The following is a 16060-nucleotide window of genomic DNA, read 5'->3' as shown; positions in this document are numbered from 1 at the left end:
GTCGCCCCCACACACAGCGCGCTCACCGCGAAACGGCCAACATCTCCGCCTGACTCTCTCGCTCAAGCATCCCCCGCAGCGGCCCCTCCACATGCACCAGCTCCCCGTACACCCCCCGCTGCACCACACGCCCGTCATCCAGCACGATCACCTCGTCCACGGCTTCCAGCCCCGCCAGCCGATGCGTGATCAGCAACGTCGTCCGTCCCGCAGTCGCAGCCAACAGATCAGCGGTGAGCGCATCGGCAGTCGCCAGATCGAGGTGCTCCGCAGGCTCATCAAGAACAAGCACAGGAAAGTCGGCAAGCAACGCACGCGCCAACGCCACCCGCTGCCTCTGCCCCCCGGACAGCCGAGCCCCATGCTCCCCGATCAACGTGTCGAGCCCGTCAGGCAGACCGTCGACCCACTCGAGCAACCGAACCCGCCCCAGCACATCCCGCAGCTCACTGTCCGTCGCGTCCTTCCGAGCGAGCAGCAGGTTCTCCCGCACAGAGCTGTCGAAGAGGTGCGCGTCCTGCGCACACAGCCCCACCAGCCGCCGTACGTCGTCACTGTCCATGCCGTACGCGTCCACGCCTCCCAGCGTGTACGCCCCCGCCCCCGCGTCCAGGAACCGCAGCAGCACCTGCGCGAGAGTCGTCTTGCCGGACCCGGACGGCCCGACGACGGCGATCCGCCGCCCCTGTTCGAGCGTCAGATCCACTCCGGAGAGCGCGTCCCGCTCCTGCCCGGCATGACGAGCGGCCAGCCCCCTCACCACGACGGGGAACGGCGACTCGGGCGCCTCCAGCTGCCGCTCCGGTTCGCGTACGGGCTCGGGCGCGTCCAGGACCTCGTACACGCGCTCCGCGCTCTTGCGCACCCGCTGCCGGTACTGGACGGCGAGCGGCAGCCCCAGGACGGCCTCGAAGGCGGCGAGCGGGGTGAGGACGACGACGGCCATCGCCACGCCGCTCAGGCGCCCGTCGACGACCGCCTGGGCACCGACCAGCGCGGTGGCCGCGACGGTGAGCCCGGAGACGAGCGCTGTGAGCCCGTCGCCGAGCGCGGTGGCGGTGGCCGCGCGCGAGGCGATACGCGTGAGCTCACCGTCGGCCCGCCGTGCCTCGGCGGTACGCGCCGGCAGCGCACCCGCGACCGTCAACTCGGCCGTCCCCGTGAGGAGATCGGCCACCTGGGTCGCCAGCACACCACGCGCGGGGGCCAGCCGACGCTCCGCCCGGCGTGCGACTGCGCCGGTCACCAGCGGGACGCCCACCCCGGCGGCCAGCAGCCCGACGGCGAGGGCGGCCCCGGCCTCGGGCAGGAGCCAGGCCGTGAACCCGACGGAGCCGGCCGACACGACGGCGGCGGCCGCGGCGGGCAGCAGCCAGCGCAGCCAGTAGTCCTGCAACGCGTCGACATCGGTGACGAGCCGCGAGAGCAGGTCACCGCGGCGAGCGCTACGCAGCCCCGCGGGCGCGAGCCGTTCGAGGCGCCGGTACACGGCGACCCGGGTGTCGGCGAGCATCCGCAGCACGGCGTCGTGGGACACCAGCCGCTCGGCGTACCGGAAGACGGCCCGCCCGATCCCGAACGCGCGCGTGGCCGTCACGGCGACCATCAGATACAGCACGGGCGGCTGCTGCGAGGCTCTGGAGATCAGCCAGCCAGAGGTGGCCATGAGCCCGACGGCACTCCCGAGCGCGAGACTGCCGAGCAGAAGGGCCAGCGCCAGCCGACCGTGCCAAGGCCCGGCCATGGCGCGTACGCGCGCGAGCACTCCCTCCCGCACCTCTGGGAGCAGAGGCGCCTCCTCGCCGGGCGCGGGCACCGCCGCCGACACACCAGCCGCGGGCACAGACGCCAACACATCGGCGCGACGCGCCTCCGCGCTGCGAGAGCGCACGGAACCGTCCACCGCGACGGGTGCTTCCGGTTTCAGCCGCACCACCCGGTCCGCCACGTCCAACAGGGCCGGCCGGTGTACGACGAGCAGCACGGTCCGCCCCACCGCCAGGCGCCGGACCGCCTCCACGACCTCGGCCTCGGTCGCCCCGTCCAGTGAAGCCGTCGGCTCGTCGAGCAGCAGAACCGGCCGGTCCGCGAGGAACGCCCGTGCGAGGGCGAGCCGTTGACGCTGCCCGGCGGACAGCCCGGCACCGTCCTCACCGAGCACCGTCCGCATCCCGCCGGGCAGCGCATCCACGAACTCGAGGGCTCCGGCATCGGACAGCGCCCGGCGCACCGCCGAGTCGTCCGCGTCCGGCCGCGCCAGCCGTACGTTCTCGGCGACGGACCCGGCGTACAGGTGGGGCCTCTGCGGCACCCACGCGACCCGCGCGTGCCACTCCTCCAGGGCGACCTCGGCGAGATCGACTCCCCCGACGCTCACCCTCCCCGACGTGGGTTCCACGAACCCCAACAGCACATTCAGGAGCGTCGACTTGCCCACCCCGCTGGGTCCGACGAGTGCCACCGTCTCCCCGGACTCGACCGCGAAGGACACGTCCGACACCGCGTCGGCGGACCGCCCGGGATACCGGACCGTCACGCCCTCGAAGCGCAGGGCCCCGGAGGACGGCACAGCATCTGTCCCGGACGTCGGCACCGGCGTCTCCAGGACCGAGAAGATCTCCTCGGCGGCGGACAGCCCTTCCGCCGCCGCGTGGTACTGCGCCCCCACCTGCCGCAACGGCAGATACGCCTCGGGCGCAAGGACGAGGACGACCAGACCGTCGTACAGAGCCATCTCGCCGTGGACGAGCCGCATCCCGATGGTCACCGCGACCAGGGCGACCGAGATCGTGGCGAGCAACTCCAGCGCGAAGGAGGAGATGAAGGCGATCCGCAGGGTCCGCATGGTCGCCTGCCGGTACTCCCCGGTGATCTGCCGGATCGACTCGGCCTGCGCCTTGGCCCGCCCGAACACCTTGAGCGTGGGCAGCCCCGCGACCACGTCCAGGAAGTGCCCCGAAAGCCGCGACAGCAGCCGCCACTGACGGTCCATCTGTGACTGGGTGACCCAGCCGATGAGCATCATGAAGACCGGGATGAGCGGCAGCGTGCCGACGATGATCGCCGCCGACACCCAGTCCTCGGTGACGATCCGCGCGAGTACGGCCACTGGCACGACCACCGCGAGCCCCAACTGCGGCAGATAGCGCGAGAAGTAGTCGTCCAGAGCATCGACCCCGCGCGTGGCCAGAGCGACCAGCGATCCCGTCCGCTGCCCGCTCAGCCATCCCGGCCCCAACGCGCCGGCACGCTCCAGCAAACGCCCCCGCAGCTCCGACTTGACCGCCGCGCTCGCCCGGTGCGCGGCGAGTTCGGTGAGCCATGAGACAAACGCCCGACCGCCCGCGACCGCCACCAACAGCAGGAGCGGCGTGCGGAGTTCGGCGACCGCCAGCTCGTGCTGGAAGGCGCCGACCACCACTTCGGCGATGAGCATCGCCTGGGCGATGACCAGCCCCGCCCCCACAACTCCCAGGCCGACGACCGCCATCAGGAAGAGGCGGGTGGCCCGGGCGTATCGCAGCAGTCGCGGGTCGATCGGTTTCACGTGAAACACACCCTCGGGGTCAAGCAGGCGTGTTTCACGTGAAACACACCCTCTTCTCATTGGGCCTGTTTCACGTGAAACAGGCCCTTGGATTCATCAGTGCGCGGCCTCGGCGATGTGCTGCGTACCGATCCGCTTGCGGAACACCCAATAAGTCCAGCCCTGGTAGAGCATCACCACCGGCGTCGCGATCACCGCACACCAGGTCATGATCTTCAGCGTGTACGGGCTCGATGAGGCGTTGGTGACCGTCAGGCTCCAGTCGTCATTGAGCGAGGACGGCATGACGTTCGGGAAGAGCGACAGGAAGAGCATCGCAACGGCGGCCACGATGGTGAGGCCCGACAGTGCGAACGCCCAGCCCTCGCGTCCCGCCTGGTTCGCCCCGATCGCCGCGACCAGCGCGACCACCGCCACGACCAGCGCGACCATGCTCTGGCCGTCGCCGTTGTCGACCTGGGTCCAGAGCAGGAAGATCAGCGCGAGCACCGCCGTCACCAGACCGAGCCCGAGCGCCAGCTTCCGCGCCCGTTCCCGGATGTCACCGAGGGTCTTGAGCGCCGCGAACACCGCCCCGTGGAAGGTGAACAGCGTCAGCGTCACCAGACCACCCAGGAGCGCGTACGGGTTGAGCAGGTCCCATAGGTTGCCCACGTACTCCATGTCCTGGTCGATCTTCACACCCCGGACGATGTTGCCGAAGGCCACGCCCCAGAGGAACGCCGGGAGCAACGAGGTCCAGAAGATCGCGTTCTCCCAGTTGCGCTGCCACTGCTCCTCGGGCCGCTTCGCCCGGTACTCGAAGGCGACACCGCGCACGATCAGGCAGACCAGGATGAGCAGCAGCGGCAGGTAGAAGCCGGAGAAGAGGGTGGCGTACCACTCGGGGAAGGCGGCGAAGGTAGCGCCGCCCGCCGAGAGCAGCCACACCTCGTTGCCGTCCCAGACCGGCCCGATGGTGTTGATCAGCACCCGCTTCTCGGTCCGGTTCCGGGCCAGCAGCTTGGTGAGGACACCGATCCCGAAGTCGAAGCCCTCCAGGAAGAAGTAGCCCGTCCACAGGACGGCGATGAGGACGAACCAGACGTCGTGAAGTTCCATGACTCAGCTCCCTGGGCCTAGTACGAGAAGGCCATCGGCTTGTCGGCGTCACGGGGATCGCCGCCGATCTTCGTGGGCGGATTGAGGTCGGCCTCGGTGAGCTCGGGCGGTCCGGCCTTGACGTACTTCACGAGCAGCTTGACCTCGACGACGGCGAGGATCGCGTAGAGCGTCGTGAAGACGATCATCGAGGTGAGGACCTCGCCCTGCGAGACGCCGGGGGAGACCGCGTCACGCGTCTGGAGCACGCCGTAGACGACCCACGGCTGGCGGCCCATCTCGGTGAAGATCCAGCCCCAGGAGTTGGCGATCAGCGGGAAGCCCAGGGTCAGGATCGCGATGCGCCAGTACCACTTGGTGAGCGTCGGGCCGAGCGCCTTCTTGGGGAGCAGCACGAGATGCGGTACCTCGTCGTCCCCCACCCGCAGATGCTGCGGCAGCAAGAACTTCTTCCTGGTCAGCCAGAGTCCGACCAGACCGATGGCGAACGACGTCATGCCGAAGCCGATCATCCAGCGGAAGCCCCAGTAGGCGACGGGGATGTTGGGCCGGTAGTCGCCGGGCCCGAACCTCTCCTGCTCGGCCTTGTTGACGTCGTTGATACCGGGGACGTACGAGCTGAAGTCGTCCTTGGCCAGGAAGGACAGCAGTCCCGGAATCTCTATGGCGACCTTGTTGTGACCGGCGTCGACGTCCCCGTAGGCGAAGACGGAGAAGGGAGCAGGGGCCTCGCCGTCCCACAGCGCCTCAGCCGCGGCCATCTTCATCGGCTGCTGCTCGTACATGATCTTGCCGAGCGTGTCACCGCTGAGCGCGGTGAGCATGCCGCCCATGACGACAGTGACCAGGCCGAGCCGCAGTGAGGTCTTCATCACGGGGATGTGCTTCTTGCGCGTCAGGTGGAAGGCGGCGATGCCGACCATGAAGGCACCGCCCGTCAGGAAGGCCGCGGAGAGGGTGTGGAAGGCCTGGGCGAGCGCGGTGTTCTGGGTCAGGACCTGCCAGAAGTCGGTGAGTTCGGCGCGGCCCTTCTCCTCGTTGATCCGGTAGCCGACGGGGTGCTGCATCCACGAGTTGGCCGCGAGGATGAAGTACGCCGACAGGATCGTGCCGATCGAGACCATCCACATGCAGGCGAGGTGGATCTTCTTCGGCAGCTTGTCCCAGCCGAAGATCCACAGGCCGATGAAGGTGGACTCGAAGAAGAAGGCGATCAGTGCCTCGAAGGCCAGCGGGGCACCGAAGACGTCACCGACGAATCGCGAGTAGTCGGACCAGTTCATACCGAACTGGAACTCCTGCACGATGCCCGTGACGACGCCCATCGCGATGTTGATCAGGAAGAGCTTGCCCCAGAACTTCGTCGCTTTGAGGTACTTCTCCTTCTCCGTGCGCACCCAGGCGGTCTGGAGGCCCGCGGTGAGCGCGGCGAGCGAGATCGTGAGCGGGACGAACAGGAAGTGGTAGACGGTGGTGATACCGAACTGCCAGCGCGCCAGAGTCTCCGGCGCCAAAGCCAATTCCACGTCGTCAGTCTCCTTACATCGCCGTGGTACAGCGGCAGTTTGCCCCGCTCGTCACAGACATCACGGGAGCAACCGGGACACGCTTGTGAACGCGTTCACATTCACAAGCAATTATGACGCATGGCCGTTCGAGGGTTGACCGGCGGGGGGTCCCTAAGCGTGGACCGGTTGGCCTCTGGCGCGAAGTGCCTGGCCAAGGAGGGAGTGGCAAGGAGGGGGTGCCGAGCCGGGCAGGCACACGCCCGGGCCGGCGCCCGGCACCTCACCGACCGCCCAGGCCCCAGGAATCCGCCGGCCCCAGCACCCCGCCGACCGACTAGAGCTCCTTGCGGAACCCCTCAGTCACCTTCAGGAAGATGTCGTTCGCCTCGGTCTCGCCGACTGTCACCCGGACCCCCTCGCCGACGAACGGCCGCACGACAACCCCGGCCCCCTCGCACACGGAGGCGAAATCGAGCGTGCGCTCACCCAGCCGCAGCCACACGAAGTTCGCCTGAGTATCCGGCACCGTCCAGCCCTGCCCGCGCAGCGCCTCGACCACACGGTTCCGCTCGCACACCAGCGAACCGACGCGGCCGAGCAACTCGTCCTCGGCCCGCAGCGAGGCGACCGCAGCGTCCTGCGCGAGCTGGCTCACGCCGAAGGGCACCGCCGTCTTGCGCAGCGCCGCCGCCACCGGCTCCCGGGCGATCGCGAAGCCGACCCGCAGCCCGGCGAGTCCGTACGCCTTGGAGAACGTACGCAGCACGCACACGTTCGGCCGCTGCCGGTAGAACTCCACGCCGTCCGGCACCTCGACGTCACGTACGAACTCCCGGTACGCCTCGTCGAGGACCACGAGGACATCGCTCGGCACTCGGTCGAGGAATCGTTCCAGCTCGGCCCGGCGCACCGCCGTACCCGTGGGGTTGTTGGGGTTGCAGACGAAGATCAGCCGCGTCCGGTCGGTGATCGCGTCCGCCATCGCGTCGAGATCGTGCACATCCCCCGGAGTCAGCGGCACCCGTACCGATGTCGCCCCGCTGATCTGCGTGATGATCGGGTACGCCTCGAAGGACCGCCAGGCGTAGATCACCTCGTCGCCCGGCCCCGCGGTCGCCTGCAGCAGCTGCTGGGCGACACCGACCGAACCGGTGCCCGTGGCCAGATGCTCGAGCGGCACCCCGAACCGGTCCGCCAGCTCGCTCATCAGCCCCGTACACGCCATGTCCGGGTAGCGGTTGAAGGACCCGACCGCCGCGACCACGCGCTCCATCACGCCGGGCAGCGGCGGATACGGATTCTCGTTGGAGGACAGCTTGTACGCCATCGGACCGGCCGCGGCCGCGGCGGGCTTCCCCGGCTTGTACGTGGGGATACCCTCCAGCTCGGCACGCAGCTTGGGGCTCGTCTCGCTCACCGCAGTCCTCCTCGTGACCGTCTCCGGCTCATGACCACCACCGGCAACCAATACTCCTCACTTTAAGAGGATTCGGCTCCGCTGCGTATGGCCCGGGACAGACCGCGTACGCACTACCGGGCATCAGCGCACGAAGGCGTACGAAAGAGGGGGCGCGCCACCCCTCTGAGTCCGCGCCGGTGGCTCGCGCCGTGGCGCGCATCCCTCGTGAAGGTGAGTTGAGACCTCTTCGAAACATGACCCATTTGGCAGGCCTATGCGCGCCGACAAGTGACGTACTGCCATTGAAGCGGTCAACTACCTTACTTTCCAAGGGAGTTGACCGCTTATGACCATGCAGAAACGTGCCTGTCAACGCGTGCATATGCGTCCGCACTACCCCATCGCATGAGCCCTACTATCGGCTCGCCATGACAGCAGCAGGGAAGCACCAGGTGAGCCGGTCGGAGACCTCCCGCCGAGGAAGCCGGCCGGGCCGGGCGGGCATCAGAGACGTGGCCGCGGCCGCCGGAGTCTCGATTACGACGGTGTCCGACGCGCTCAACGGCAAGGGGCGGCTCCCGGACGCCACCCGACGCCATGTCCGCGAGGTCGCCGACCGGCTGGGCTATCGCCCCTCCGCCGCGGCCCGAACGCTCCGTACCGGAAAGTCCGGCCTCATCGGCCTGACTGTGACGACCTACGGGGATGAACCTTTCACCTTCACGGAGTTCGCGTACTTCGCGGAGATGGCCAGAGCCGCCACCTCGGCCGCGCTCGCCCGGGGCTATGCCCTGGTCATCCTCCCCGCGACCTCGCGCCACGACGTGTGGTCGAACGTGGCCCTGGACGGGACGGTCGTCATCGACCCCTCCGACCACGACCCGGTCGTCAGCGAACTGGTCCGCCAGGGCTTACCGGTCGTCTCCGACGGCCGCCCGGCCGGCTCGCTGCCGGTGACCGCCTGGGTGGACAACGACCACGAGGCCGCGGTCCTGGGCATCCTCGACCACCTGGCCGACGCCGGGGCCCGCAGGATCGGCCTGCTGACGGGGACGACCACGGACACGTACACACATCTGTCGACGACCGCGTACCTGCGTTGGTGCGAGCGCGTGGGCCAGGATCCGGTGTACGAGGCCTATCCCGCGCACGATCCGTGCGCGGGGGCCGTCGCAGCCGACCGGCTGCTCGCCCGGCCGGACCGGCCCGACGCCGTGTACGGGCTGTTCGACCCGAACGGCACCGATCTCCTCGCGGCGGCCCGCCGCTACGGACTGCGCGTACCGGACGATCTGCTTCTCGTGTGCTGCAGCGAGTCCACCGTCTACGCCAACACCGAGCCGCCCGTCACGACACTCTCGCTCAAACCGCGTCGCATCGGCACGGCCGTCGTCCAGCTCCTCATCGACGCGATCGAGGGGGTCGAATCGGACCAACCGGTCGAGCAGGTGATACCGACCGAGCTGATCGTCCGTACGTCCTCCGAACGACGGCCGCCTCGGACAACCGTCAACCCGCCCAGGTCTCCGGAGGAGGGATGACCTCCGGATGACCTACAGCGCGGAAAGCACCTCCCAATTCGGGAGAAAACCACGGTGAACTGGGGTTCTGCTCCGATTCACCACCCCTGGGTCATCACATGGCGCGATCCGCATTCCTATGATGGGCGGACGACACCGCGGGCCGCTGCGACCAGGCAGTCCGACGCGGTGCAGATGCGGCGCGATGGTGGTGGAGGGGTCGATGACTCAGGGGGCCGGTCAGGGACCCGAGATGCGGACGCCGACGGTGCGCGACTTCCGCGTGCCGGCGTACGTCCACGAGGCCGGTCCGTACGCGCAGTCCCCCGGCCCGTACGCGCGGTCCGGCGAGGTGTACGACCAGACCGCCGATCCGTATGCCGAGGCTCCCGAGCCGTATGCCGAGGTTCCTGATCCGTACGCCCAGCCCGGTCCCTATGCGGGGCAGACGCCTCCCGGCGAGGGCGCCAGACCGGCCGCGGAGCCGGAGGGCTACACGCCGACGCAGCGCGATCTGCCCGTGATCAACCGTGGCGACACTGTTCAGGTGACGGTCGACCCCGAAGCCGTACCGGTCCCGCAGCCCGCCGACGGGCCGGGGCCGCTGTACGTCGTGGGCGATGTGCACGGATATCTCGACGAGCTCGTCGCCGCGCTGCGCGAGAAGGGGCTCATCGACATCGACGGCAGCTGGTCGGCGGGGACCTCGCGGCTGTGGTTCCTCGGGGACTTCACCGACCGCGGGCCCGACGGCATCGGCGTCATCGACCTCGTGATGCGGCTGTCCGCGGAGGCCGCCGCGGCCGGTGGCTACTGCAAGGCGCTGATGGGCAACCACGAGCTGCTGCTGCTAGGGGCCAAGCGGTTCGGGGACACCCCCGTCAACTCCGGGGCGGGGACGGCCACCTTCCAGGCCGCCTGGCTGCTCAACGGCGGTCAGAAGACCGACATGGAGCGCCTCCAGGACCATCATCTGCAGTGGATGGCCCGCCTCGACGCCATGGAGGTGGCGGACGGGCACCTCCTGGTGCACTCCGACACCACGGCCTATCTCGACTACGGCGACTCCATCGAAGCGGTCAACGACACCGTCCGCGAAACGCTCACGCGCAATGACGCGGACGAATGCTGGGACCTCTTCCGCAAGTTCACCAAGCGCTTCGCGTTCCGCGACGACGGGGGCGCGCAGGCGGTGCGCTCCTTGCTGGACATGTACGGCGGTTCACGCATCGTCCATGGTCACAGCCCCATTCCCTACCTCCTGGGCGAGGTCGGCTCGGAGGACGGCGAGGATTCCTCGGGTCCCCTGGTCGAGGGACCGCATGTGTACGCAGACGGGCTCGCCATCGCGATGGACGGCGGCGTGACCATGGCCGGAAAGCTACTGGTCCAGCAACTTCCCCTGGATAGCTGAGCGTTCAACGGGAAGGCGTCCTCCCACGGAAGAACAGGGGCTGCCCAGGGGCAATTTCTGGAAACCCCCTGTCACCGCGTGCCGTCACCGCTCTACCATCGGCTTATCCGTAGCAGGCTCCCCTCCGTTTCTGCCCGACGGCTCGTCAGCATGCCGAGTCCCAAGCCCTACGGAGCATCGGGGGATGCACATGAACAGCGTTCCGCAGCACCTGCTGAGCGAGGACCGCCAAGAGTACGAGCGGATCCTCGATGAGGCGCTGCGCTCCGCACCACACCGTCCGGAACTCGCCGCTGTCGGTCAGCGGCTCAACCCCGAACAGCTGCGCACGATGGCGCTCAACGCCACCGCTCTCATCACGGCGGCCGCGGCGACCGAGTACCAGCACTATGTGAAGGTCCGCGAGGAACTGCGCCAGCCGGCGCCGTCCACCCCTCCTGTCCGCGAAGGGTCCACCGGTTCGACGGATCCGGCCACGGGCGCGGTGGGGCTCGCCACCACCATGGGCGAGGTCGCCGAGACCGCCGGGGCGGGTGCCGCCGCCGTCGTCGCGGTGCTCGCCCCCGTCCTCGCCGGCACGGCCGCGGCGATCTTCCTGCTCGTCGGCTACATCCTGAAGATGCTCGACCCCGAGCCGGGTATCGCCCAGACCCTCCTCACCACCGGGTGGGTCTTCGGCGCGATCATGGCGGTCACGATCCTGATGGCAGCGGTCGGCCTCCTGCTCACCGCCCTGCGCAACGGCTCCAGCTCGCTCCAGGCCGGCGCGCACGGCGAACGCAGCGAAGAGGTGATCCGGGCCAGGGAAGCCTGGCGCGACGCCCTCCTGGAGCGCGGCATCATGCCGTTCCTCAGGGAGGCCCTCGCCGACCCCGGCACGGCAGCCTTCGGCCGTACGAAGCCTCCGGCAGCGACCAGCCGAATCCCCCAACTCGGCTACAACCGCCCTGGTTTCAGCAGCCCCGACGGCGGCCCGGCAGCGGGCCCCCGCCCCAGCTTCTCGAGCCCGGACTTCAGCAGCCCGGACTTCGGGGGCCCGGAGCACCAGCCGGAGTAAGCCCCCTGCCGGGCGCGAGCGGGGGGAGTGAGGCCCGACCGGGCACGAGCAGTGGGTAAGCCCGGCCGGGTTCAAGGAGTGGCGCAGGACCGGACCGGCAGCGTTCACGGCGTGGTGCAGGTCCACCCGGGCCCGAGCGATCAGGCCGGGACCGGACGGATTGCCCTGTGGAACGAGGACCGACGCAGGTGCACAGGTGCAACCGTCCGCAGCGAGTGCCGCCGAGTCGTCCTTGACCATCGGGCCCGACTCCGACCGGAGCAACGAACCGCACGGGCGCCCCGGGCCGCGACCATGAAGCCGCGGACCGGAGCCCGGAGCGGCGCCGACCTCATAACCTGCCGATCAGCACGACGCCACAGAATCGTCCCGAACGATCAATCGGCCAACGGCAGATACACCCGATTCCCACTCGCCGCGAACTCCTTGGACTTCTGCGCCATGCCCTCCTCGATCTCCACCTGCGAGCCGCCGTGTTCGCGACGGATGTCCTGGGAGATCTTCATCGAACAGAACTTCGGCCCGCACATGGAGCAGAAGTGTGCCGTCTTGGCCGGCTCGGCCGGGAGGGTCTCGTCGTGGAACTCTCGGGCCGTGTCCGGGTCGAGGGCCAGGTTGAACTGGTCCTCCCAGCGGAACTCGAAGCGGGCGTCCGACAAGGCGTCGTCCCACTCCTGTGCGCCCGGGTGTCCCTTGGCGAGGTCCGCTGCATGGGCCGCGATCTTGTAGGTGATGACGCCCGTCTTGACGTCGTCACGGTTGGGCAGGCCCAAGTGTTCCTTGGGCGTGACGTAGCAGAGCATGGCCGTGCCCCACCAGGCGATCATCGCGGCACCGATGCCGGAAGTGATGTGGTCGTACGCCGGCGCGACGTCCGTCGTCAGCGGGCCGAGCGTATAGAACGGAGCTTCATCACAGATCTCCTGCTGAAGGTCGATGTTCTCCTTGATCTTGTGCATCGGGACATGTCCCGGGCCCTCGATCATGGTCTGAACGTTGAAACGCTTCGCGATCGTGTTGAGTTCCCCGAGCGTCCTCAGCTCCGCGAACTGCGCGGCGTCGTTGGCGTCCGCGATCGAACCGGGACGCAACCCGTCGCCGAGCGAGTACGTGACGTCGTACGCGGCGAGGATCTCGCAGAGCTCCTCGAAGTTCTCGTACAGGAACGACTCCTTGTGGTGCGCCAGGCACCACGCCGCCATGATCGAGCCACCGCGCGACACGATGCCGGTCTTGCGGTTCGCGGTGAGCGGCACGTACGGCAGGCGCACGCCCGCGTGGACGGTCATGTAGTCCACGCCCTGCTCGGCCTGCTCGATGACCGTGTCCTTGTAGATCTCCCAGGTCAGCTCCTCGGCACGCCCGTCGACCTTCTCCAGCGCCTGGTAGAGGGGCACCGTGCCGATGGGGACGGGGGAGTTCCGCAGCACCCACTCCCGCGTGGTGTGGATGTTGCGGCCGGTGGACAGGTCCATGACCGTGTCGGCGCCCCAGCGGGTCGCCCAGGTCATCTTCTCGACCTCCTCCTCGATGGAGGAGGTCACCGCGGAGTTGCCGATGTTGGCGTTGACCTTCACCAGGAACCGCTTGCCGATGATCATCGGCTCGATCTCCGGGTGGTTGACGTTGGCCGGCAGGACCGCCCGCCCCGCCGCGATCTCCTCGCGTACGACCTCGGGCGAAAGGTTCTCCCGGATGGCCACGTACTCCATCTCCGGCGTGACCTCGCCCCGCCGGGCGTACGCGAGTTGCGTCACCGCCTGTCCGTCACGGCTACGCCGGGGCTGGCGCGGACGCCCCGGGAAGACCGCGTCGAGATTGCGCAGTCCGCCGCGCGGTGAAGTGTGCTTGATCCCGTCGTCCTCGGGGCGGACGGGACGGCCCGCGTACTCCTCGGTGTCGCCGCGGGCGATGATCCAGTTCCCGCGCAGCGGCGCCAGGCCCCTGCGTACATCGGTGTCGACGGTCGGATCGGTGTACGGGCCGGAGGTGTCGTACAGGGTGACCGACTGCCCGTTGGTGAGGTGCACCTGCCGGACCGGCACCCGCAGGTCGGGGCGCGAACCCTCGACATATGCCTTGTGCCAGCCGATGGACTTCCCAGCCTCGCCGTTCTCGGCCGAGGCAGCCACCCCACCGATTTCGGGCGAAGCAGTCACCCCACCGTTTCCGGCCGGAGCGTCCACCCCGTCCGTCAGGCTGGAGGCAGGCGTGCGTACGTCCTTGTTGGTCATGAGACCTACTCCCTACGCCGGCATTACCCGGTAACAGGTTCGGCGGTCGACGCAGCTTTTTTCCGTCCATCGATGTTCCACGTGAAACATCGCGGAGGCGGAGGTCAGCGCCCTCTCAGCCCGGTGCTCCGAGCTCCCGCGTGTGCAAAGGTGCCTCCACGCTAGCGTCAGATGTGGCGCGGTGAACAGTGGGCCCCCACTGTTCTTGCGATGATCGGTCGGTGACCACGATGCAACAGCCCCCACTCCCGCCGTCCGAACCCCCACACGGACACGGCCACGACAGCCATGGGCACGGAGGCGGACCTGGACACGGACCGGGCGGCCCCGGGCCGGGCGGCGGAGGTGGCCGGCCCGGCGGCGGTGGCGGTGGCAGTGGCGGTGATGGACCGGGCGATGGCGGGCACGGCCACTCGCACAGTCACGGACCCGCCGCACCCGTCTCGATGCACCTGCGCAAGGTCATCGCGGCCGTACTGATCCCCTTCGCCGCGGCGGTCGTCGTCGGTCTGGTGGTGCTCTGGCCCGGCGGCGCTCCCGGACACGAGCGCACCGGTGTCGGCTTCGACCGGCAGACCCAGCAGGCCACGGTGACCAAGGTCGACGAGGTCGACTGCAAGTCGGTGAACGCCTCGGGAGTGCCCCCGACCGGCGACACGTCGACCGCCGAGGGCTCGTCGGCGCAGCAACAGGAGTCCGGCACCTGCAAGAAGGCAACAGTCCGCGTCGACACCGGCAAGGACAAGGGCCGTACCTTCACGGAGATCGTCCAGCCGGACTCCTCGCGCCAGTTGGAGCAGGGCCAGGAGGTGATCGTGGCGTACGCGCCCGACGCCCCCAAGGAGCTCCAGTACTCGGTCACCGACGTGAACCGCAGGCTCCCGATGGCACTGCTCGCCGGCATCTTCGCCCTCGCCGTGGTCGTGGTGGGCCGGATGCGTGGCCTCATGGCGCTGATCTCTCTGGCCATCAGCTTCCTCATCCTGACCTTCTTCATCCTGCCTGCGATCCTGCAGGGCTCGAATCCGCTGGTTGTGGCGGTGGTCGGGGCGAGCGCCATCATGCTGATCGCCCTCTACATGTGCCATGGGCTCTCAGCCCGTACCTCGGTGGCGGTGCTCGGCACACTGCTCTCCCTCCTGCTGATCGGGCTGCTCGGCTCGCTGTTCATCGACTGGGCCGCGCTGACCGGCAACACGGACGACAACACCGGTCTGATCCACGGGCTGTACCCGTCCATCGACATGAGCGGCCTGCTGCTCGCGGGCGTCATCATCGGTTCGCTCGGTGTGCTCGACGACGTCACGGTGACCCAGACGTCGGCGGTCTGGGAACTGCACGAGGCCAATCCGACGATGGGCTGGCGCGGGCTGTACCGCGCGGGCATCCGCATCGGCCGCGACCACATCGCGTCCGTGGTCAACACGCTCGTCCTCGCCTACGCGGGCGCCGCGCTGCCTCTGCTGCTCCTCTTCTCCATCGCGCAGAGCAGCGTGGGGACGGTGGCCAACAGCGAGTTGGTCGCCGAGGAGATCGTTCGCACGCTTGTCGGCTCGATCGGGCTGGTCGCCTCGGTGCCGGTCACCACGGCTCTGGCGGCGGTGGTGGTCTCGGCGGACCGCCCGGGCTCCCCGGCGTCGGCGGAGCAGCAGCCGCAGCCCCAGCCGGGCACCAGGGCACCGCTGCGCGGCGGGAGCGGCCGCCGCCGTAAGCACTGACACCGGCCTGTCACCGAGGCCGGTTATGGAGAAGCGTTACGCCGCCCCCCGGCCCCCTACCGCTTCATCCCGCGCTCTGCTCCTCCGCCAGAATGCGGTCCAGGGCCTCGTCGAGGTGCGTGTCGAAGTCGGCGAGGGATCGCTCCTGCCCCAGCGGCACCATCCTGTCCGTGCGGTCCAGGAACGCCAAGAGTGGCGCCGTACCGCAGCGGAACAGCGCCTGGTCGCCGCCCACCTGAAGCCGGATCAGCACATCGCCGAATCCCTCGGTGTCGGCGGGGGCGATGTGCACATCTCCTTGCCCGCACGCCCGGCCCACCCCGTCGACCAGCAGCTCCCGGCCGAAGGCCCAGGTCACCGGGGCATCACCGGGCAGGTGGAAGGTCAGGCGGACGGCATACGGATCACAGGTCTCGTAGCGCAGCTCCACCGGAATGCGGAAGGAGAGCTCCTCCGAGACGAGGAAGCTCATCATGACCTCTGCCTGTACTACCGACTCGCGCATCGCCTACCCCGCCGTTTGCCGTCGACTGGCCAGGAATGATCCCCCTGACACTGCTGG

At 68.9% G+C, this 16060-nt stretch carries 10 protein-coding genes; 4 read left to right on the top strand and 6 right to left on the bottom strand.

The window, feature by feature from the left end; genetic code table 11:
* Nucleotides 1–22: 22 nt before the first annotated feature.
* From cydD to hisC, 4 genes are all read right to left on the bottom strand, one after another.
* Nucleotides 23–3547, bottom strand: coding sequence for a thiol reductant ABC exporter subunit CydD (gene cydD / locus GAS53_RS11025; RefSeq protein WP_151477303.1), 3525 nt, complete (start codon nt 3545–3547; stop codon nt 23–25).
* Between the two features lie 96 nt (nt 3548–3643).
* Complete coding sequence (cydB, locus tag GAS53_RS11020; RefSeq protein ID WP_151477302.1) at nt 3644–4648, bottom strand: cytochrome d ubiquinol oxidase subunit II; 1005 nt, start codon at nt 4646–4648, stop codon at nt 3644–3646.
* 17 nt (nt 4649–4665) lie between these two features.
* Complete coding sequence (locus GAS53_RS11015; protein WP_151477301.1) at nt 4666–6174, bottom strand: cytochrome ubiquinol oxidase subunit I; 1509 nt, start codon at nt 6172–6174, stop codon at nt 4666–4668.
* A gap of 316 nt (nt 6175–6490) precedes the next feature.
* A complete protein-coding gene (gene hisC / locus GAS53_RS11010) occupies nt 6491–7573 on the bottom strand; it encodes a histidinol-phosphate transaminase (protein ID WP_151477300.1) in 1083 nt (360 codons plus the stop codon).
* Nucleotides 7574–7983: 410 nt separating this feature from the next.
* Here hisC and GAS53_RS11005 point away from each other — a divergent pair, with 410 nt between their 5' ends.
* From GAS53_RS11005 to GAS53_RS10995, 3 genes are all read left to right on the top strand, one after another.
* A complete protein-coding gene (locus GAS53_RS11005) occupies nt 7984–9096 on the top strand; it encodes a LacI family DNA-binding transcriptional regulator (RefSeq protein ID WP_151477299.1) in 1113 nt (370 codons plus the stop codon).
* A gap of 187 nt (nt 9097–9283) precedes the next feature.
* A complete protein-coding gene (locus tag GAS53_RS11000) occupies nt 9284–10489 on the top strand; it encodes a metallophosphoesterase (RefSeq protein ID WP_263974127.1) in 1206 nt (401 codons plus the stop codon).
* Between the two features lie 184 nt (nt 10490–10673).
* Nucleotides 10674–11546, top strand: a complete 873-nt coding sequence (locus tag GAS53_RS10995) for a hypothetical protein (protein ID WP_151477297.1) — start codon at nt 10674–10676, stop codon at nt 11544–11546.
* Between the two features lie 377 nt (nt 11547–11923).
* Here the strand turns inward: GAS53_RS10995 and thiC are convergent, their stop codons facing one another.
* Nucleotides 11924–13780 carry a phosphomethylpyrimidine synthase ThiC gene (thiC, locus tag GAS53_RS10990; protein ID WP_151477296.1) on the bottom strand — a complete coding sequence of 619 codons (1857 nt, stop codon included), beginning with the start codon at nt 13778–13780 and terminating at the stop codon, nt 11924–11926.
* 221 nt (nt 13781–14001) lie between these two features.
* Here thiC and GAS53_RS10985 point away from each other — a divergent pair, with 221 nt between their 5' ends.
* Nucleotides 14002–15498 (top strand): YibE/F family protein, encoded by a 1497-nt coding sequence (locus tag GAS53_RS10985; RefSeq protein WP_192583058.1) that lies wholly within the window; start codon nt 14002–14004, stop codon nt 15496–15498.
* Between the two features lie 64 nt (nt 15499–15562).
* On the opposite strand, the gene GAS53_RS10980 is transcribed toward GAS53_RS10985, so the two are convergent.
* Nucleotides 15563–16003 carry an SsgA family sporulation/cell division regulator gene (locus GAS53_RS10980; RefSeq protein WP_151477295.1) on the bottom strand — a complete coding sequence of 147 codons (441 nt, stop codon included), beginning with the start codon at nt 16001–16003 and terminating at the stop codon, nt 15563–15565.
* Nucleotides 16004–16060 lie beyond the last annotated feature (57 nt).

It is taken from the genome of Streptomyces albicerus (genome assembly GCF_008905045.1).
Taxonomy (GTDB): Bacteria; Actinomycetota; Actinomycetes; order Streptomycetales; family Streptomycetaceae; genus Streptomyces; species Streptomyces albicerus.
Note: the sequence above shows the minus strand (reverse complement) of the source record. Positions and strands in the feature narration are given on the sequence as shown.